The sequence below is a fragment of the Neoactinobaculum massilliense genome (assembly GCF_900604955.1).
Taxonomy (GTDB): Bacteria; Actinomycetota; Actinomycetes; order Actinomycetales; family Actinomycetaceae; genus Neoactinobaculum; species Neoactinobaculum massilliense.
The window spans coordinates 702,257-722,649 of the sequence record NZ_UWPE01000001.1 but is presented as its reverse complement, the minus strand read 5'-3'; the positions used below and the strand labels follow the sequence as shown (position 1 = coordinate 722,649).

Sequence of the window (20,393 nt, the reverse complement as noted above, 5' to 3'; positions counted from 1 at the left end):
GATGCGCCGGCGGTAGGGAAGCTTCCTGTGGGTGGGACTTCCGCTTAATCGCGGGCGGCGTCACTCAGTGCCTGAACAATGGCCCGGGCACGGGGAAGGCGAGGGCGCCGGTGCATGCTGGCCAGTATTCGGGTCAGGTCGGAGAAAAAGGCGGGACGGTCCGGCGGTTCGGCGAGCATAAAGAGGCCACTGAGCGCTATATCCGTGGGCTCGAGGAGAAGGAGATCCGCCGCGGTGCGTGCCGGCAGGGTCACGGGGCAGCCGCCAATATGGGTGATGTGCTCCTGCGGAATGACGGTCCGCGTTCGAATGCAGGGGTCCGAGCGGTAGGGGTGCCCTGCTGTGAGTGCGGGGAAGCGAGAGCTCGGCCACCAACCGGTATGGATCCAGCATGCGGTGAGTCCGACGGCGGTGGCGCCGGCGGGCAATAGCGGGCTAATCAGAGCGCCACGAAGTGGCGGTGTTGCCGCCAAATCAGCCGGGGCGGCGTGGTCTGCCGTATACGGGATGAGGAGGCCCTCCCGAATCAGGGTGGCCTCAGCGGCGGACGGAAACGATGCGGTACGCCATGTGCTCATGTACCGATTCTTGCCGCACGCAAAAAACGGGGCCGCGCCCATCCACAGGCGCGGCCCCGCGTGTCCACAGAAACTAGAGCGCGGAATTCACCTGCTCCAGCCAGGCCACGCGTGCCCGGCGAGATTCTTCAAGTTCCGCTACCTGCTTGTCATCGCCCTTGGCCTTGGCGGCCGCGATTTCGCCGTCAAGTTCCTCGATGAGCGCCTCGAGTTGGGCCGCCATACCGTTGGAACGCGCCTGCTTTTCCGGATCGGTACGGCGCCACTGCTCGGCCTCGGCGCGTCGAATCTGATCCTCAATTTCACGCATGCGCCCCTCGGTGCGTGCCTCATCCTTGCGCGGCACCTCACCGATTTCATCCCACTTATCCTCCACCTTGCGGAGAGCATTGCGGGCCTGCTCCGGATCGGAAATCTCCAGCACCTTCTCCGCGTCCTTGAGGAGCGCAAGCTTACGGGAGAGGTTATCCCCGCGGGCTTCATCCTGCTGAGCGAAATGCGCAGCTCGGGCATCGAAGAACGGCTGCTGGGCCGCACGGAACCGATCCCAGAGCGCATCATCTTCACGGTGGCGTGCGCGGCCGGCGTGGCGCCACTCATCCATGAGTTCACGATACTGAGCCGAGGTGGTACCCCAATCCGTGGAGGTAGCCAGTGCTTCGGCTTCCTTGATGAGTGCCTCCTTGCGAGCCACGACTGCCTGACGCTCCGTATCCAACTGGGCGAAGTGCTTGCGCCGGTTGCGGTCGAATGCGCTGCGCGCCTGGGAGAAACGCTTCCATAGCTTCTGCTCGGTGGGGCGGTCGATGCGTACGCCGGACTTCTGCTGCCGCTGCCACTCCTCAAACAGGGAGGAAAGCTCAGCGCGCGTGTTCTTCCAGTGAGTCTGGGCCGGATCCTGGGCGGCGAGTGCTTCTGCCCGCTCCACCACGGCCATGCGGGCGGCCAGGGCGGCGGCCTTGGCCGCCTTGCGCTCCTCGGCTACTTCGGCGCGGCGCTGTTCAATCCGGGTGGAGAGCGTTTCTAGGCGGTTACGTAGAGCCGCGAGATCACCCACCGCATCCGGCGCCTCAAGGTCCTTGCGGAGGCTCTTGAGGGATTTACCTGCCTCTTCCGGTGCGATAGTTTCCACGCGCTGCTCGAGGAGGGCCACCTGAGTGGCGAGTTCCGTATAGCGGCGCACAAAGATAAGGAGCGCATCCTGAGTGGAGCCGCTAGCGGCGAATTCGCCCACCTTGCGTTCGCCCTCCGCTTCGCGGACATACACGGAGCCATCGTCTGCCACACGGCCGAAAGCCGCGGCTGCCGCTTCCTCCGGCGTGAATACCACCGGCGTGGTGGGAGCCGGCGCGCCGGGCGCCTCAGTTGCCATCGCTGCCGCGTTCTCACCGGGCTGGACACTCGCCTGGGCGGCGGGCACCTGCGTGGCTTCTTCTGGCTGACCCGGCGTGACGGGCGTGGATGCGGGTTGAGACTCGCTCATGGAAACTCCTCGGAAAATGGCGCGTAGCGCTAAAGGAACACTATGCCCGTTAGTCTACGTCGAATTCTCGCCTGATAGCGGGCTTTTCGGCGCGGTAGCGTAGGAGCATGATTATTCGTCGCTACTCTGAGACGTATCTCAACGCGAACTGTTACATCCTGGGGGCCGAGGCCGGCGTCGTAGTGGATCCGGGGGCCGGTAGTGCCCAGTGGGCGGCCTCCACGCTCGCTGAACTCCATCTTGATCTGGCCGGTGTACTCCTCACGCACGGGCACGCGGATCACGTGTGGGATGCGGCAATCGTTGCGGGCGAGGCGCCGGTATGGATCATGGACGCGGACCGGGTGCGCCTGGAGGATCCGGCGCGCGGAAATCTTCATCCGGCTGAACTCATCGCGGCGATCGCCGGGCATCCCTGGCAGCGGCCGGTTCGGATTGAGCGTGCCGACGCCGGTTTCACGGCCGGCGGTATTACCTTCGAGGTATTGCCGGCGCCCGGGCATACCGAGGGTTCGGCGGTGTTTACCTTCGCCGGCGAGCTTGACTCGGCTTCACGCACGCTGCTCAGCTCAGACGCGCACCCCACCCTGCACGCACTGACGGGGGACGTTATATTCCGGAACGGCATTGGGCGCACGGACCTCATGGGTGGGGATGCCGACGCCATGCGCATCTCGCTCGGCTACCTGCGTGACCATTTGGAGCCGGAACGTAACTTACTGCCCGGCCACGGTTCGACGTCGACCTGGGGACGCGAACTACGCACCTCCCCGTTCCTGCACGGCGCGCTGTAGCACCACGCACGTGACACGCGGGCGGGGCCGTGAGTGATCCGCGCGGCGGGCGGCCGCGGAATGCGCGCCAACGTGCAAGAATAAACGCATGAAAATTGCACCGCTGTCCGGATTCCCCGAGTACCTACCCCAGGAGCGGATAGTGGAGCGGAGTGTGCTCGATACGCTCCGGTCCACCTTCGAACTCCACGGATTCTCAGAGGTGGAGACCCGCGCGGTGGAGCCTCTCGATCAGCTGCTGCGCAAGGGCGAAACATCCAAAGAGATCTACCTGCTCTCCCGTCTCCAGGGTGGGCAGGATCAGGATGCGCAGCTGGGGCTGCATTTTGATCTCACCGTGCCGCTGGCACGCTACGTCCTGGAGCACGCCGGAAAACTTGATTTCCCGTTTAAGCGGTACCAGATCCAAAAAGTGTGGCGCGGTGAACGCCCGCAGGATGGCCGCTTCCGTGAGTTCTATCAGGCGGATGTGGATGTGGTGGGGCAGGATACCCTCGCCTTCCATCACGAGGTGGAGTTGCCGCTGGTTATGGTGGATGCACTCTCCAAGCTGCCCATTCCCAAGGTGACTGTTCGCGCCTCCAATCGCAAGCTGGCGCAGGGCTTTTATGAGGCCATTGGAATCGAGGATACCGAGGGCACGCTCCGGGTCATGGATAAGCTAGACAAGGTGGGAGCTTCGGCCGTGGCGGAGATGCTCACCGAGGAGGTGGGCGCCAACGCGCAGCAGGCGGACCTCGCTGTGCAACTCGCCTCCATCCGCACCTCGGATACGTCTTTCGCGGACCGTGTACGGGCGCTCGGCTACCACTCGGAGCTGTTGGACGCCGGACTCGAGGAACTCACCCGGTTGGTTGACGAAGCAAATGCGTTGATTCCCGGCTCACTTCAAGCGGATCTCTCCATTGCCCGCGGGCTGGACTACTACACGGGTTCCGTATATGAATCCACGCTGGAGGGCCATGAGGACCTCGGTTCGGTGTGCTCCGGTGGCAGGTACGACAATCTGGTGGCCCAGGGAAATAAGAAGTTCCCCGGCGTGGGGCTTTCCATTGGCGTCTCCAGGCTGGTTTCACGCTTCATCGGGCGCGGACTGCTCCAGGCCACCCGCAAGGTACCCACGGCCGTGTATGTGGCCGTGACAGATGAGGCGGAGCGCCTGCATGCGGAAAAGATCGCTATGAGCCTGCGTGCGCGCGGCATTGCGGCTGATGTCTCGCCGAATTCCCAGAAGTTCGGCAAGCAAATACGTAACGCGGACCGGCGCGGAATCCCGTTCGTGTGGTTCACGGCGGAAGATGGCGAGCAGGTGCGCGATATTCGTTCAGGGGAGCAGGTCCCGGCGGATCCGGACGTGTGGGAGCCGCCGGCAGCGGATCTCCGACCGGCGGTGGTGAGCAGCGATGAGTGAGGCGGCCACGCGCCTTACTGAAGCGTTGAGTGAGCTACGGGACGCGCTCACCACCCTGGCGTTCCCCATCGCAGCCTCACGGCGTGATGAGGGACAGGACGCGGCAGCGGATTCCATCATGCAGTTGGATGACTACGTGATTCCGCGGCTGCACCGGATCGATGCGCCGCTACTCGCTGTGGTGGGTGGTTCCACCGGATCTGGAAAGTCCACAATCGTGAACTCTCTCATGGGGGAGGGAGTTACTCGCGCATCGGCACTTCGGCCTACCACGCGCCGGCCCGTGCTGGTGCACGCGCCCGCGGATGCCGAATGGTTTGAGCACGGGCCTGTACTACCTGGCCTCGCCCGGGTGACCGGATCGGCTGGCGAGCCCGGAAGCGTAACGGAAGTGCAACTGGTTTCCTCCCGTTCACTGCCCCAGGGGCTTGCCATTCTGGATTCGCCGGATATTGATTCGGTTGTGGCGGAAAACCGTATGCTTGCGGCCGAACTATTGGGTGCCGCGGATCTGTGGGTGTTTGTTACCACGGCCGCGCGCTACGCGGATGCAATCCCGTGGGCTCTGCTGGACCAGGCCGCCGAACGCAACATTGTGCTGGCGGTGGTACTTAACCGGGTTCCGAACGGAGCCGCGGGCGAGGTGCGCCCCGATCTGGTGCGGCGTCTTGAGGAGCACGGTCTGGGCGCGGCGCCTCTCTTCGTCATTGCGGAGCAGTCGAAGACGGGCGGCCTACTGCCGCCTGCCGACATGTCTCCTTTGCGCGGCTGGCTGGAGGGACTCTCCGAGGATGCGCGCGCTCGAGAATCAGTAGCGCGGCAAACGCTGGCCGGCGCGCTCACGGCGCTTCTCGAACGCGAGGATGTGGTGGTGGGCGCCTATACCCAGCAGCTGGAGGTCTGCGGTCATCTGAGCGGTGCGTTGAATGATGCGTTTGCCGAGGCCTCCCGCTCGATTGCTGTCTCCATGCGCGACGGTTCTCTGCTCCGCGGTGAAGTACTCCAACGCTGGCAGGAAATGGCGGGTGCCGGCGAGTTCACCAGGCGCATCGAATCTGGCGTATCCGGGATCCGAGATCGGATCGCATCGTTCTTTACCGGGCGCACCGCCACCACGGTACGCAGCACCCGGCAGGCGGGCGAGGCCATTGAGGACACGCTGACCTCCCTCCTGGTCTCTGCCGCAACGAACGCTATTCACAGCACTTCGGCCGCCTGGGAGGAAACTACCACCGGGGCCGGTATGGCACTGGCCGCGAATGGACATGTACGCGGCGAAACGGAGCGGCGCGAGGACGCGGCGCGTGTGGTACGCGAGTGGCAGCGCGGCGTCGTCGCCCTGCTGGAGGAAGAAGGGGAGGGGAAACGGGTGACCGCCCGCCTGCTTTCCCTCGGCGTCAATGCGACCGGCGTGGCGCTCATGATCCTGCTGTTTTCGCAGACGGCAGGCCTGACCGGCGGTGAGGTTGCGATTGCCGGTGGCACGGCGGTGGTGGCGCAGCGGCTACTGGAAACGGTTTTTGGGGACGACGCTGTTCGCCGTCTCACTCGGTCCGCGCGCTCGCGTCTCATGGCGCTCGCCGAGGAATTCCTGGGGCGAGACCGGGACCCGTTTGAAGCAGAAGTGGAGCGGTTGAACCTTAGCGAGGGCGAACTGACAAACGTGACGGAATCATTTGAGGCGGCCAGTATTGCCGCCCGCAAGGAGCTGATCTAGTGGCGAGTGTGGACCTGCCAACAGGACTGTCGCATCTTGAGCGTGCACTGGAACTGTCCGCGGGACGCGTGGATCCCGAGGCAGAGGAGAGTGCGCGTGGCGTACTGGATGTCGCCGATGCACGTGCGCGCGTGGGCATTGGCCGCACGGTGGTGGCGCTGGCCGGAGCGACGGGCTCGGGAAAATCGAGCCTTCTTAATGCGCTGGTGGGACAGCGCGTTGCGCGTACGGCCGTACGCCGGCCCACCACGGGTACGGCATTGGCCGTATCGGGCCGTCACGCTGCAGATCTGCTGGACTGGTTGGGAGTGCGGGAGCGAAAGGTGCTCCTGCAATTGGACGCGGCACCGTGGCGGGACGTGGTGCTGATTGACCTGCCGGATTTGGATTCCACGGAGAGTACGCACCGGGAGGAGGCCTCTCGCATTATCTCCCGGGCCGATGTACTGGTGTGGGTACTGGACCCGCAGAAATACGCGGATGCGGTGGTGCATGAGGACTATCTGCGTCACCTCACGCAGCAGTCCGCATCCATGATTATCGTGCTCAACCAGGTTGATAGGCTAAACGAATCAGAACGAAGAGACGTGCTGGAGGATCTGGCACGGCAGGCCGCGGCGGACGGTATCACCCCGGAACTGGTGGCGGTGTCCGCGGCCACGGCGGAGAATCTCGGCGTGCTTCAAGCGGCCATTAGCAAGGTGGCGGGCACGCGACAGGCGGCCGCGGAGCGGCTGGCCGGCAGCGTACGCGGTGCTGGTGCGGCACTCCTGCAGGCAACCGGTGCGGCAGGCGGCACGGCTCCGCAGCCTACCGTGGAGGATTTCACGCCGGTGGCTGGCCTGCTAGCACGCGCGGCTGGCGCGGACACGGTGGCACGGGCCGCCGGCGCATCATACGAGCGCCGGGCGCTCAAGGCCACCGGGTGGCCGGTGGTGCGGTGGCTCCGGACGCGAGGTGCGGATCCGCTCGAGCGCCTGCATCTGGTGCGCCGCGACGATACGGGTGAGACGGGCGCACTTAATCGGGTGACGTCGCCTGCCCGGTGGGCGGCGGCGCGAGCGGCGCTGGCAGCATATACGGATCGGGCCTGTGCGGCGCTGCCACGCCGGTGGCGCGCATCCGTGCGGGGAACGGCCGGTACCGGTGCCGACGCCCTCGGAGACGAAGCCGAGCAGATTATTGCTCGCGCGGACACGGAGTATCGGCGTCGTCCCGCGTGGTGGGGCGTGCTCAACACCTGCCAGTGGATCGGTACGGCGGCGCTGGCGGCCGGCCTGGTCTGGTACCTGCTCATTTGGATTGGTGGGGCGCTGGGTATTCGTCTCGGTGAGCCGCCCTACTGGGGCGTACTGCCCATACCCGCCGTACTGCTTCTGGGCGGCGCCGTGTGGTGCGTACTATGCTCAGCGATTGCGCGGCCCGCCCGGCAGGTGGGACGACGCCGCGTTGAGCAGCGGGTGTCTGCGCGCCTCAAACAGGAAATTTCGGCCCGTGCCGAGTCCAGTGTGCTTGCGCCGCTACGGGCCGAGGCCGGTGCGTATACGGAGTTCTACGCGGCCGTGGAGACGCTTCGGCGCGTGGCTGCGTAGCGGTGCTACACGGCGCGCCGCACCCGGCCACGGCGCATATACACCACAGAGAGCGCAAGGGCGAGGGCAACGATGACCGCGATTGTGCCCATCGCCCAGCCGAATCCGATGGCCCACTGATGGGCTGTGGCCTCCGGGCCGCCGGGCACGCACGCGAACAGCACCGCCGTAATAAGCGCGGTGCCGATGGCCGTGGCGATGCGCTGGGAGGTTTGCTGGACGCCGCCGGCCGTTCCGCCATGGGCCGATGGAATCTCCATCATTGACTGGGTTTGATTCGCCGAGCCAACCGCACCCAGGCCAATGCCTTCAATGGTGATGGGAATGGCCAGCCACCAGCCGCTGGCTCCCGTGGTGAATACCCAGTAGGCCACGGGAATTGTTGCCACCAGGGAGACCAGGATCGCTACGAAGGCACCCACCTGAACCTCACGCCCCTTATTTACCGCATAACGGCCGGCCCACACGGCCATATACCCGGAGACGATCGCGTTCGGAAGCCCAATGAATCCCGCCTCAAATGCACTGAACCCGAGACCCTGCTGTACGGCCATAGCCAGCACGACAAATACGGAGGTGGTTCCGAGGAACTGAACGGCGGAAATAAGCGTGCCGAGGGCGTAGCTCTCGGTTCTGAACATAGACAGACTCACCATGGGAATATGCCCGTTACGCTCGTAATGACCTTCCCACCACACCCAGGAAGCGGCAGCAAGGATACCGAGGAGCAGTAGCCACCAGCGCCAGGATGCATCCAACATGAAGGGCAGCATAATGGCCAACACGGCGACGGCGAGGAGCAGCGTGCCCACGGGGTCCAAGTCGATGGAGAGTCCTCGCATGCGCCCCACCTCTTTTCCGGCACGCTTGGCGCTGCGCCGGTAGGTGGCATCATTCTTGGCGGCGTTCGGGCCGATTGTGCGGCGTTCCTTAGAGAACGCGAGCCACCGTAGGCCCAGCAGGAACGCGGCAATACCAATCGGTGCGTTGGCGACAAAGCTCCAGCGCCAGCCTGCGTCCTGGAGAATAAGTACAAAGAATCCGGAGAGTACCGGGCCCACGGCGACCGACGCAGAAATGGCCAGGCCCATATAGGAGAATGCGCGGGCACGCTCGTGGCCTTCAAAATACTGCTGAATCATGCCCGTCACCTGCGGGGAAAAGACGCCGGCACCCACGCCCTGCAGGGCGCGCGCCAGATTAAGCATGACGGGATCGGCTGCAATGCCACACAGGATTGAGGCCACCGTAAAGATCGCAACGCCAATCATCCACATCATAGAGCGGCCGAAAATATCGCCCAGCCGGCCCATAGGAACCAGCAGGAGACCAAAGGCCAGCGAATAGCCGGAGAGCACCCACTGAATATCCGATTGTGAGGCGCCGATGGCGTGCTCAATAGACGGTAGTAGGTTGTTGACCGAGCTCACCTGAATGAGTGAGATACACAGGGACAGGATGAGCACAAACAGCATTTTGTTGCGGTCAAACACACGGTCTGATCCAGGTACCGTGAAATAACGTGGATTATCCATTCATCTCCTTCAGCATGGCGGAGCCAGTGTAGTGCGGATTCCGCCAGGTTCCCCGGGAGGGTGGTGCGTACCTCGAATATACGGACGGGACCGCGATCGGAGGCTCGTACGTCCACGAACGAGACCGCAGGAACCTCGCTCGTGGGGCGAAGCGGCCGCGTCGGCGTCGACGGTGCGGTGAAAATCCCCAGAAGTTAGGTACACACCGGAAAATGCGGGAGGACCGCGGTAGCCTGCTACTACGCACGTGGAAGCGTGCGATTGGCAACAATGCGAACACGGAGGATACAGTGACGGACGTTCTTGACGAGCTGCAGTGGCGTGGGCTGGTGGCCCAGCATACGGACCTGGATGCGCTACGGCAGGCGCTGAACTCGGGGCCGCTCACGTTCTATTGCGGATTCGATCCCACGGCGCCGTCTCTTCATCATGGCCACCTGGTGGCGATCAAGGTGATGCGGCATCTGCAGCTCGCGGGGCACCATCCCATCGCGCTCGTGGGCGGGGCAACGGGGCTCATTGGGGATCCGCGGCCCTCCTCGGAACGCCAGTTGAATTCCAAGGACACGGTTGCTCAGTGGGCGCAGGCGCTGCGCGGGCAATTGGAGCGCCTGCTTGAATTCGACGGTCCAAATCCGGTGCGCATGGTCAATAACTATGACTGGACCAGTCAGATGAGTGCCATCGATTTTCTCCGCGACCTCGGTAAGCACTTCCGCATGGGCACCATGCTCTCGAAGGATATTGTGGCGCGGCGCCTGGCTTCAGATGAGGGAATTTCCTACACCGAGTTTTCCTATCAGATCCTCCAGGCTAATGATTTTCTCCAGCTTTACCGTAAGTACGGGGTCACGCTAGAGCTCGGGGGGAACGACCAGTGGGGCAACCTGGTGGGCGGCATGGATCTCATCCGCAAGGTCGAGGGCAAGGACGTGCATGTGCTTACCAATCCGCTCATCACTAAATCGGATGGCACCAAGTTCGGCAAGTCTGAGGGTGGGGCAATCTGGCTCGATCCCGAGATGCTGAGCCCCTATGCGTTCTATCAGTTCTGGCTCAATACAGCCGACGCCGATGTGGTCCACCTGCTCAAGGTGTTTACGTTCCGTACCCGCGAGGAAATCGAGGCGCTTGCTCAGGAGGTGCAGGAGGCTCCGCATCGGCGTCATGCGCAAAAAGTACTGGCTGCGGATGTTACGGAGTGGGTACACGGTGCCGACGCCGTGGCGCGCGTCCAGCGAGCATCCGAGGCGCTGTTTGGTGGGGGAGAACTTGCCGGACTTGATGAGCAAACGCTGGGTGCAGCGGTCGCGCAGCTTCCGAGCGCTACGGCGGCGCCGGGCGACGAGCTGGTGCGGCTCTTTGTGGAGACGGGGCTCGAGAAGGGCGTGGGTGCAGCGCGGCGCACGCTCAAGTCCGGCGGGCTCTACCTAAATAATCAGAAGATTACCGACGGCGAGGCGCGACTGGCCGCCTCCGATCTGCTGCCCGGACGTATTGCGCTGCTACGGAAAGGCAAGAAGAACCTCGCGGTGGTGCGCGTGTAGCCGGGCGTATGGGCTAGGGTCGGGGTATTTCCGGGGCGTTCTTGGCTTTGGTATGGGAGATCGGATTTTTCTGGTCTCCCTTTTTGTGTTTTTGGGTGTGGTGGTGGTTTCTCGGTGGTGTGGTGGGTGGATGGGTTTGTTCATTTTGTGGGCAGGCTTGTTTTCGTATTGTGGAATGTTTTGGTTTAACTTGTGATTAGTGGCATGGGTTTGTGGTGTTGTGTGGTGGTGGGGGTGGTGGGTATGCTTGTGCTTCGTCGCCTTGTGGTGGTGCTTGGTTTTCTCCCTTTGGGGGTGGCTGGGTGGTGCTGTGGGGTGGTGTTTTCTCCTTCCTGTGTGCTTGGGGTTGTTCTGGGTGTGTGGGGTGTGGGGGTGGTGGTTGAGTGCTTGATAGTGTGTTGACTTTTGAGAGTAAGAACAGGCTGGCTGTGCTCCTTTTTGTGGGGGTTGGTTGGTTTGTTGTTTTTGTGAGTCCTGTCTTGGTGGGCAGGCCATGATGACTGCTGGCTGATGCTTGCACTGTGGTGTGGGTGTTGGTGGGTGTGGTTGTTGTGTTTTTGTGAGTCGTTTTGGCTTTCTGGTTTTTGTGGAGAGTTTGATTCTGGCTCAGGACGAACGCTGGCGGCGTGCTTAACACATGCAAGTCGAACGGTAAGGCGCCTCAACTTGTTGGGGTGTACACGAGTGGCGAACGGGTGAGTAATACGTGAGTAACCTGCCCTTCCTTTTGGGATAAGCCTTGGAAACGGGGTCTAATACTGGATATTCTGCGTCCCACGCATGTGGGGTGTTGGAAAGGGTTTTTCTGAGGGGGGATGGGCTCGCGGCCTATCAGCTTGTTGGTGGGGTGATGGCCTACCAAGGCGGTGACGGGTAGCCGGCCTGAGAGGGTGACCGGCCACATTGGGACTGAGATACGGCCCAGGCTCCTACGGGAGGCAGCAGTGGGGGATATTGCACAATGGGCGGAAGCCTGATGCAGCGACGCCGCGTGGGGGATGACGGCTTTCGGGTTGTAAACCTCTTTCGCTGGGGAACAAGGCCTTGAGTGTTCTTGGGGTTGAGGGTACCTGGATAAGAAGCGCCGGCTAACTACGTGCCAGCAGCCGCGGTAATACGTAGGGCGCGAGCGTTGTCCGGAATTATTGGGCGTAAAGAGCTTGTAGGCGGCTTGTTGCGCCTGCTGTGAAAACTTGGGGCTTAACCCTGAGCGTGCAGTGGGTACGGGCAGGCTAGAGTGTGGTAGGGGTGATTGGAACTCCAGGTGTAGCGGTGGAATGCGCAGATATCTGGAAGAACACCGATGGCGAAGGCAGGTCACTGGGCCATTACTGACGCTGAGAAGCGAAAGCGTGGGGAGCGAACAGGATTAGATACCCTGGTAGTCCATGCTGTAAACGTTGGGAACTAGGTGTGGGGTCCTTCCACGGGGTCTGCGCCGTAGCTAACGCATTAAGTTCCCCGCCTGGGGAGTACGGCCGCAAGGCTAAAACTCAAAGAAATTGACGGGGGCCCGCACAAGCGGCGGAGCATGCGGATTAATTCGATGCAACGCGAAGAACCTTACCAAGGCTTGACATCTACTTGGACATGCCAGAGATGGTGTGGCCCTTTTAGGGCGGGTAGACAGGTGGTGCATGGTTGTCGTCAGCTCGTGTCGTGAGATGTTGGGTTAAGTCCCGCAACGAGCGCAACCCTTGTCTCGTGTTACCAGCGGTTTGGCCGGGGACTCACGAGAGACTGCCGGGGTTAACTCGGAGGAGGGTGGGGATGACGTCAAATCATCATGCCCCTTATGTCTTGGGCTTCACGCATGCTACAATGGCCGGTACAGAGGGTGGCGATACTGTGAGGTGGAGCGAATCCCTTAAAGCTGGTCTCAGTTCGGATTGGGGTCTGCAACTCGACCCCATGAAGTCGGAGTCGCTAGTAATCGCAGATCAGCAACGCTGCGGTGAATACGTTCTCGGGCCTTGTACACACCGCCCGTCACGTCATGAAAGTCGGCAACACCCGAAGCTCGTGGCCTAACCCTTGTGGGGGGAGCGGTCGAAGGTGGGGCTGGTGATTGGGACGAAGTCGTAACAAGGTAGCCGTACCGGAAGGTGCGGCTGGATCACCTCCTTTCTAAGGATTGAAACCATGATGGGCTGCTTGGTGTGGCCTGTGTTTGTGTGGTTTGTGTGTGGATGCTCTCTGGTCTTCATGCTGTCAGGTTCTGGGTTACTGGCCCTGTGACTATCCATGTGTGGATGCGCGCGTTATGTGTGTGTTTGTGCGTGGTGTTGGTGTGGTGGTTGTGAATTGTATAGTGGACGCGAGCATCTTTAGATTTTGTTTGTAGGTTGTGTTGGGCGTTCGGTGGATGCCTTGGCATGATGGGCCGAAGAAGGACGTTGTAGCCTGCGATAAGCCTCGGGGAATTGGCTAGCGAGTTTTGATCCGAGGGTGTCCGAATGGGGAAACCTGGCTGGGGTGATGCCTGGTCGCTGCCTCCTGAATTGATAGGGGGGTGGTGGTAACGCGGGGAAGTGAAACATCTTAGTACCTGCTGGAGTAGATATTCCGTGAGTAGTGGCGAGCGAAAGCGGAGGAGCCTAAACCTAGTGTGTGTGTTGAGCCGTCGGGTGGTGCATGCTGGGGGTTGTGGGACGTGTCTTTATCCTGACCGACGTTGGGGTGCGTAGTGATAAACCTGGGTGATAGGTGAAGGGTCTGGGAAGGCCTGCCGGAGAGCGTGAGAGCCGTGTAACTGGAATTGCCTGGGCTGCGTTGATGTGTTCCCGAGTAGCACGGGGCTCGTGGAATCTCGTGTGAATCTGCCATGACCATGTGGTAAGGCTGAATACCTGTTGTGACCGATAGCGGATAGTACCGTGAGGGAATGGTGAAAAGTACCCCGGGAGGGGAGTGAAATAGTGCCTGAAACCGGGCGCCTACAATCCGTCAGAGCTCCTGTGTGGGGGTGATGGCGTGCCTATTGAAGAATGAGCCTGCGAGTTAGTGATGCGTGGCGAGGTTAACCCGTGTGGGGTATCCGTAGCGAAAGCGAGTCTGTTAAGGGCGGTAGTTGCGTGTTCTAGACCCGAAGCGGGGTGATCTACCCATGGCCAGTGTGAAGCATGTGTAAGAGCGTGTGGAGGCGCGAACCCACTTCAGTTGAAAATGGAGGGGATGAGCTGTGGGTAGGGGTGAAAGGCCAATCAAACTCCGTGATAGCTGGTTCTCCCCGAAATGCATTTTGGTGCAGCGTGTTGTGGTCTGCCTTGGAGGTAGAGCGACTGGATGGTGGACGGGCCCTGTCGGGTTACTGATATCAGCCAAACTCCGAATGCCAGGGACAGGTAGCAGCGCAGTGAGACTGTGGGGAATAAACTTCATGGTCGAGAGGGAAACAGCCCAGACCGCCGGTTAAGGCCCCTAAGTGTGTGCTAAGTGGGAAAGGATGTGGAGTTGCTGTGACAACCAGGAGGTTGGCTTAGAAGCAGCCATCCTTGAAAGAGTGCGTAATAGCTCACTGGTCAAGTGATTCTGCGCCGACAATGTAGCGGGGCTGAAGTACACCGCCGAAACCGCGGCAATGATCATCATCCTTGTGGTGGTGTTGGGTAGGGGAGCGTCGTGTTCGAGGTGAAGCAGCCTGGTGATGGGTTGTGGATTGGACGCGAGTGAGAATGCAGGCATGAGTAACGAGAGGCGGGTGAGAATCCCGTCCGCTGTATGACTAAGGGTTCCAGGGGCAGGCTTGTCCGCCCTGGGTTAGTCGGGTCCTAAGGCGAGGCCGTCAGGCGTAGTCGATGGGTGACCAGTTCATATTCTGGTACCGGTAGAGAACCGTCCGTGTGGTCCGTGTTGATGCTAACCACCCCAAACTGTCTGTCCTGTGCAGGATTTTTCTTGTATGGGTGGGCGGGGCGGCGTGGGGTCCGAAGTACGGGTCGCAAGCGTGGTAACAGGTGTGACGCAGAGTGGTAGTTCAGCGTGTCTTATGGCTTGGCACGTTCAAGGGTGTGGCCCGTTTTCTAGGTAAATCCGGGAGACGTGTGGGTGAGGCCTGATGAGGACCCAGTATATGGGGTAGTGAATGATCCTGGGCTGCCGAGAAAAGCATCGACGCGAGGTTTGAACCGCCCGTACCCGAAACCGACACTGGTGGTCTGGTAGAGAATACTAAGGCGTGCGAGTGAATCATGATTAAGGAACTCGGCAAAATGCCCCCGTAACTTCGGGAGAAGGGGGACCTGAGACTTGGCATGCCCCGTGCGGGTATGTGGGGTTGAGGGTCGCAGAGTCTAGGGAGAAGCGACTGTTTATCAAAAACACAGGTCCGTGCGAAGCTGTAAGGCGATGTATACGGACTGACGCCTGCCCGGTGCTGGAAGGTTAAGCAGACTGGTGAGCACTCCTTGTGGGTGTGAGGCTGGGAAGTTAAGCCCCAGTAAACGGCGGTGGTAACTATAACCATCCTAAGGTAGCGAAATTCCTTGTCGGGTAAGTTCCGACCTGCACGAATGGCGTAACGACTTCTCCACTGTCTCGATCATGAACTCGGTGAAATTGCATTACGAGTAAAGATGCTCGTTTCGCGTAGCAGGACGGAAAGACCCCGGGACCTTTACTATAGCTTGGTATTGGTGTTCGGTACGGCTTGTGTAGGATAGGTGGGAGACGGTGAAGCAGTCACGCTAGTGGGTGTGGAGTCATTGGTGAAATACCACTCTGGCCGTGTTGCACTTCTAACCTCGACCCGTGATCCGGGTCAGGGACAGTGCCTGGTGGGTAGTTTAACTGGGGCGGTTGCCTCCTAAAAAGTAACGGAGGCGCTCAAAGGTTCCCTCGGCCTGGTTGGTAACCAGGTGGTGAGTGTAAGTGCACAAGGGAGCTTGACTGTGAGACAGACATGTCGGGCAGGTACGAAAGTAGGAACTAGTGATCCGGCAGTGGCTTGTGGAAGCGCTGTCGCTCAACGGATAAAAGGTACCCCGGGGATAACAGGCTGATCCTTCCCAAGAGTTCATATCGACGGAATGGTTTGGCACCTCGATGTCGGCTCGTCGCATCCTGGGGCTGGAGTAGGTCCCAAGGGTTAGGCTGTTCGCCTATTAAAGCGGTACGCGAGCTGGGTTCAGAACGTCGTGAGACAGTTCGGTCCCTATCCGCTACGCGCGTTGGAGAATTGTGAAGGGCTGTCCCTAGTACGAGAGGACCGGGATGGACGAACCTCTAGTGTGCCAGTTGTTCCGCCAGGAGCACGGCTGGTTAGCCACGTTCGGGAGGGATAACCGCTGAAAGCATCTAAGCGGGAAGCCTGCTTCAAGATAAGTTCTCCTACCAGCCCTGTGGGGTTGGGTGAGGCCTCCTAGAGATGATGGGATGGATAGGCCGGAAGTAGACGCCTTGTAAAGGGTGGAGCTGACCGGTACTAATGGCCGAAAACCTACACGATTCTTTCTTGTTGTTCGCGTCTACTATACGATTCACGGCCCCCACGCCTAGTCGGCAGGGTTGTGGTGATCCATGCTTGTGGCGGTGGTCATGGCTGTGGGGAAAAGCCCGGGCCCATTCCGAACCCGGTAGCTAAGCCCGCAACGCGCTGATGGTACTGCACTCGATAGGGTGTGGGAGAGTAAGACACCGCCGCCCACAAACCCCAGAGGGGGGTGCTCATGCGAGCACCCCCCTCTTTTTCACACCCACACCCCAAAAGGGGCGGGGCATCCGGTAGACAAGACCGTAGACACAAGACCCACGAGCCCAAGGGCACGGAAACCAGGAACCAGGACCACCGGTTCCCACACGCCCTGAAACACGAAAAGCGGGGCACTACCACGCGCCCCGCTTCGCCGTCGTACTCATGCCCACGACTGATGGAGCGGACCCACAAAACAATCCACCAACACACCGCAATTTTGATAGCGCACCAACCTAATCGCGTTTTTGCAAAGGCAATAGTCCTTCGAATAAGAACTTGAAATCTTTCGCGCCAGAGGAGCTGTGTGAGGCAGTAATCCACCGAATCGACGGTGCGCAACGGAACGAATAGCATGCAAGCGTCATGAGGTTTTGTTCGCGTAGACTAAACGGCAGTCTGGCGCCTTGCGCGCGTGTTTGTTTAAAGGAGAGGTAGCGATGTCTGATCGAGAGAATTCTGAGCGGGGCGGATGGCAGTCGGCCCGTGACCGCGACTCCCAGCACCGCGGCGGTAATGCGGGGCGCTGGAATCGAGACGCCAATGGCCGGCGTGACCGCGGTGAATGGCATGCACGCGATGATCGGCGTGGTGGTCGGAGTGATCGTGGTGATCGTTGGGGTGAGCGTCGTCGGGATGGCCGGCGGGAGTCGAATTGGTCGCGTGATGGGCGTGGTGGCCAGGAGCGTGGGCATCGGTGGGATTCTTCGGATCGTGGGTGTCGTGATGAGTGGCGTGGCGGTCGTCGGGATCGTGATGGGCGTTCGCGGGATGATCGTGGGCGTTGGGGCGATCGGCGTGATGACCGTGGTGGCCGGTGGAATGATGATCGGCGTGGTGGTCGGAGCGATCGTGGTGATCGTTGGGGTGAGCGTCGTCGGGATGACCGCCGTGATGACCGTCGCAGCGAAACGCGGCGGGGCGAAGATCGCCGCGATGAAGCGCCGCGCAGCCGTGGCCCCCGGGTACCGGATTCTGTGCAGGCATCGGATCTCGGCCAGGAGGGCCTGCGCCATCTGCGCCCGCTAAGTAAGGCAAATGCGGACCAAGTTGCCCGTCACCTCGCGTACGCCGGTTCCGTTATCGACGACAATCCGGAACTGGCATACGAGCACGCGAAGGCGGCCTACGCCTCCGCACGACGCATCGATATTGTGCGCGAAGCGCTTGGCGTGACCAGCTACCTCACCGGCCGATACGGGGAGGCGCTACGAGAGCTACGCACCTACCGTCGCATGACGGATGATTACTCGCATGTGACGCTGGAGGCCGACGCCGAGCGTGGGCTCGGACGGCCGGAAAAGGCGCTGTCCTTCATCGCAGAGATTCCGATGAAGCGTCTGGATCCGGCCACACAGATTGAGCTGGCGATCGTGACGTCTGGTGCACGCGCGGATGCGGGTGATTCTGAAGGCGGATTGGCAGCGATCGAGAAGGTAAATACCTCGGAGCTTGATGGCGAACTGCGTGCGCGCGTGGAGCTCGTACGTGCCGACCGGCTTGAAGAGGTGGGTCGCGACACCGAGGCGGACGAGATTCGCGGCAGGTGGCAGTCCGTGTTCGACGGCGATGCCGTGGATATCGAGACGGAAGAGCCGTCGGAAGATTCCGATCCCCAGGATGCAAAGTCTGAGCAGGACACCGTCGATAACTCGGAGCCGGCTTCGGCCGCGGGTGCCGACGTGACGCATGCCGATGCCGCCGGTGGGAACGAGGCGGCCACAGAGGAAGCGGACGTTGCCGACGCCGAGTCCTCGGCTACGGCCACCGTGGAGAGCACGGATCAGGATGAAGCGGACAGGGTAGCCTCGGCTGATGACGGGGCAAGTGCTCAAGGAAACGCTGACAGTGAGGCAACCGTCGCTCCTGCGGATGAAAACTCGGATGCGGCGGAGGGAACCGAGGCCGAATGAACCTGATCGAGCAGTTTGACGGCATCATTTTCGATCTGGACGGTGTGCTCTACCTGGGGTCCAAGCCCGCACCGCATGCCGCGGAGGCCTTCGGCACGATCACATTGCCCGTCATGTTCCTGACGAACAATGCGTCCCGGTCCGCTGACGAGGTGGTAGCGCAGCTCGCCTCGGTTGGTATTACCGGCCACCCGGAAGAAGTGCTCTCCTCGGCGATGGTGGCCGTACACATGGCCGAAGAGCGCTTCCCGGGCGGCAAAGTGTTGCCGATTGCCGGTCCGGGCGTCATGGCTGCGCTCAAGGACGCGAACCTAATTCCGGTGCACTCAGCGGATGACGCTCCAGACGTCGTCGTCCACGGGTTCTACCCCGAGGTGGGGTGGAAGGATCTCTCAGAGGCCGCCCTGGCCATCGAACGTGGGGCCGCCTACATCGCCAGCAACCTGGATGCGACGCTACCCATGGAGCGCGGATTCATGGTGGGCCAGGGATCCCTGGTACGTGCGGTGGAAAACGCCACGGGCGTCAAGGCGGCGTCGGGCGGAAAGCCGGAACCGGAAATCTTCCGGACCGCAACCAAGCACCTGGGTGCAACAGCGCCGGGTGCCGTGGGAGACCGCCTCAATACGGATGTGCGTGGCGCCAACGCGGCCGAAATTCCAAGCTGCCACGTACTCACCGGGGTGAACTCGGCCCGTGACGTGGTACTTGCCGTGCCGGAGGAACGCCCCCACTACCTGCTGGTGGACCTGCGCGAGCTCAACGCACCCTACAGAGCACCCGTTCGTGATGCCGACGGCGCATGGAGCGCGGCTGGAGCCCGCGCCTCGGTGAATGATGCAGGCGTACCCACAGTCACGGTGGACGGGATGCCGGTCGGCGCCGACGCACCGATTCCGGTGACGGCCTACCGGGCGTTGGCGAAAGCTGCGTGGGAAGCAGTGGACAGGGGACTGCCGCGCGAGACCCTGGCATCCCACCTTCCCGAATTCACCGTGGTGAGTCCCTGTGACTAGCGCGAGGGGAGAAGAACGCGGGGACGCGCCGAAGCCCCAGGCTCCGGACGACGCCGCCGTGCTCCTGGACTCGCTCGACCAGGCGTCCGATGCTGAGCAGATCGACATTCTGGAACGTGTTGCGGAGGCGCTGGGCCGAGATCTGGGACGTGCACGCTAATGGGACGACTGGTACGGGTAGACGCCGAGCTCGTGCGGCGGAATCTGGCTAAATCCCGCTCGGAGGCGGCCGCGCTCATCCGAATGGGAGCCGTTTTCCTGGACGGGGGTGAAGTAACCAAACCCGCGCGTCAGATGGATCCGGCCCAGGCGCTCCTCGTTCGGGAGGACGCTTCGGAACACTATGTGTCCCGGGGTGCTTACAAGCTGGCGGGCGCGCTAGATTACCTCGGCGAGCAGGCGCCGCGGGTGCAGGGCGCCATAGCACTGGATGCGGGCGCTTCCACCGGTGGATTTACGGATGTTCTACTGCGGCGTGGTGCTACGCACGTGTACGCCGTCGACGTGGGATACGGACAGATCGCGTGGCGCCTCCGCGAGGATACGCGCGTCACCGTGATTGAACGTACCAACGTGCGCACCCTGGATCCGGCACTGGTCACACCGAAGGCCGGCCTCGTCGTTGGTGATCTGAGCTTCATATCCCTCAAACTGGTCATGCCCGCGCTGGTGCGAGCTTCCGCCGCTGACGCCCATTTCCTACTCATGGTGAAACCGCAGTTCGAGGTGGGTAAGGACCGGTTGGGCCACGGCGGCGTGGTGAGGGATCCGGCGCTCCACGTGGAAACCGTTACGGACGTGGCACGGGCGGCACGCGCGGAAGGATTAGCGATCCAGGCGGTGGCGCCCTCGCCGCTCCCGGGGCCCGCCGGTAACGTGGAGTATTTCCTGCACATGGCAAAGGATGGGCCGGACCTGCTTGGGGACGGCCTTGAGGATGCGGTCCGTGAGGCCGTGCACAACGGTCCGGCGGGCAAGCTCGGCCGGCTGGCGCACGAGGACTAGCCGACGCTGACGGTGGGGCTTCCGGCAGGCCCATAGCGTCCACGATTACCGGCGCCGCTGAGATTCACCGGGCGTCAAGCGACGGGGCTCACGCGGGTAGCATGGTCGAAGTA

Annotated in this window: 13 protein-coding genes and 3 rRNA genes; 13 read left to right on the top strand and 3 right to left on the bottom strand. The window is 61.8% G+C overall.

The features are described 5' to 3' along the window. Positions 1-44: 44 nt before the first annotated feature. A complete protein-coding gene (locus EIH27_RS03195; protein ID WP_124039518.1) occupies positions 45-578 on the bottom strand; it encodes a hypothetical protein in 534 nt (177 codons plus the stop codon). Positions 579-651: 73 nt separating this feature from the next. Next, positions 652-2,061 (bottom strand): DUF349 domain-containing protein, encoded by a 1,410-nt coding sequence (locus EIH27_RS03190; RefSeq protein WP_241152948.1) that lies wholly within the window; start codon positions 2,059-2,061, stop codon positions 652-654. A gap of 107 nt (positions 2,062-2,168) precedes the next feature. On the opposite strand from EIH27_RS03190, the gene EIH27_RS03185 reads away from it, so the two are divergent. From EIH27_RS03185 to EIH27_RS03170, 4 genes are all read left to right on the top strand, one after another. Continuing rightward, positions 2,169-2,855 carry an MBL fold metallo-hydrolase gene (locus EIH27_RS03185; RefSeq protein WP_124039517.1) on the top strand — a complete coding sequence of 229 codons (687 nt, stop codon included), beginning with the start codon at positions 2,169-2,171 and terminating at the stop codon, positions 2,853-2,855. A gap of 88 nt (positions 2,856-2,943) precedes the next feature. Further along, on the top strand, positions 2,944-4,266 hold the full coding sequence (gene hisS / locus EIH27_RS03180; protein ID WP_124039516.1) for a histidine--tRNA ligase: 1,323 nt from the start codon (positions 2,944-2,946) through the stop codon (positions 4,264-4,266). Further along, positions 4,259-5,983, top strand: coding sequence for a GTPase domain-containing protein (locus EIH27_RS03175; protein WP_124039515.1), 1,725 nt, complete (start codon positions 4,259-4,261; stop codon positions 5,981-5,983). Before hisS ends, EIH27_RS03175 begins: the two co-directional genes overlap by 8 nt. Then, positions 5,983-7,575: a GTPase gene (locus EIH27_RS03170; RefSeq protein ID WP_124039514.1), complete on the top strand. Its 1,593-nt coding sequence runs from the start codon at positions 5,983-5,985 to the stop codon at positions 7,573-7,575. Before EIH27_RS03175 ends, EIH27_RS03170 begins: the two co-directional genes overlap by 1 nt. A 5-nt stretch (positions 7,576-7,580) precedes the next feature. On the opposite strand, the gene EIH27_RS03165 is transcribed toward EIH27_RS03170, so the two are convergent. Then, the gene (locus EIH27_RS03165; RefSeq protein WP_124039513.1) at positions 7,581-9,110 is read right to left on the bottom strand and encodes an MFS transporter; all 1,530 of its coding nucleotides are present in this window, start codon (positions 9,108-9,110) and stop codon (positions 7,581-7,583) included. A 290-nt stretch (positions 9,111-9,400) separates the two neighbouring features. On the opposite strand from EIH27_RS03165, the gene tyrS reads away from it, so the two are divergent. From tyrS to EIH27_RS03125, 9 genes are all read left to right on the top strand, one after another. Next, the gene (tyrS, locus tag EIH27_RS03160) at positions 9,401-10,657 is read left to right on the top strand and encodes a tyrosine--tRNA ligase (RefSeq protein ID WP_124040121.1); all 1,257 of its coding nucleotides are present in this window, start codon (positions 9,401-9,403) and stop codon (positions 10,655-10,657) included. Positions 10,658-11,240: 583 nt separating this feature from the next. Beyond that, positions 11,241-12,784, top strand: a 16S ribosomal RNA gene (locus EIH27_RS03155). A gap of 211 nt (positions 12,785-12,995) precedes the next feature. Further along, positions 12,996-16,102, top strand: a 23S ribosomal RNA gene (locus EIH27_RS03150). A gap of 80 nt (positions 16,103-16,182) precedes the next feature. Next, positions 16,183-16,300, top strand: a 5S ribosomal RNA gene (rrf, locus tag EIH27_RS03145). Together the 16S, 23S and 5S rRNA genes form the textbook arrangement of a ribosomal RNA operon. A 589-nt stretch (positions 16,301-16,889) precedes the next feature. Continuing rightward, positions 16,890-17,375 (top strand): hypothetical protein, encoded by a 486-nt coding sequence (locus EIH27_RS03140; protein ID WP_124039512.1) that lies wholly within the window; start codon positions 16,890-16,892, stop codon positions 17,373-17,375. Then, positions 17,324-18,259, top strand: a complete 936-nt coding sequence (locus EIH27_RS03135; protein ID WP_206424869.1) for a hypothetical protein — start codon at positions 17,324-17,326, stop codon at positions 18,257-18,259. The genes EIH27_RS03140 and EIH27_RS03135 overlap by 52 nt, the downstream gene beginning before the upstream one ends. Then, positions 18,256-19,275, top strand: a complete 1,020-nt coding sequence (locus EIH27_RS03130) for an HAD-IIA family hydrolase (RefSeq protein WP_124039511.1) — start codon at positions 18,256-18,258, stop codon at positions 19,273-19,275. The genes EIH27_RS03135 and EIH27_RS03130 overlap by 4 nt, the downstream gene beginning before the upstream one ends. Then, complete coding sequence (locus tag EIH27_RS07825; protein WP_164461584.1) at positions 19,268-19,435, top strand: hypothetical protein; 168 nt, start codon at positions 19,268-19,270, stop codon at positions 19,433-19,435. The genes EIH27_RS03130 and EIH27_RS07825 overlap by 8 nt, the downstream gene beginning before the upstream one ends. Continuing rightward, the gene (locus EIH27_RS03125) at positions 19,435-20,280 is read left to right on the top strand and encodes a TlyA family RNA methyltransferase (RefSeq protein ID WP_124039510.1); all 846 of its coding nucleotides are present in this window, start codon (positions 19,435-19,437) and stop codon (positions 20,278-20,280) included. The genes EIH27_RS07825 and EIH27_RS03125 overlap by 1 nt, the downstream gene beginning before the upstream one ends. Positions 20,281-20,393 lie beyond the last annotated feature (113 nt).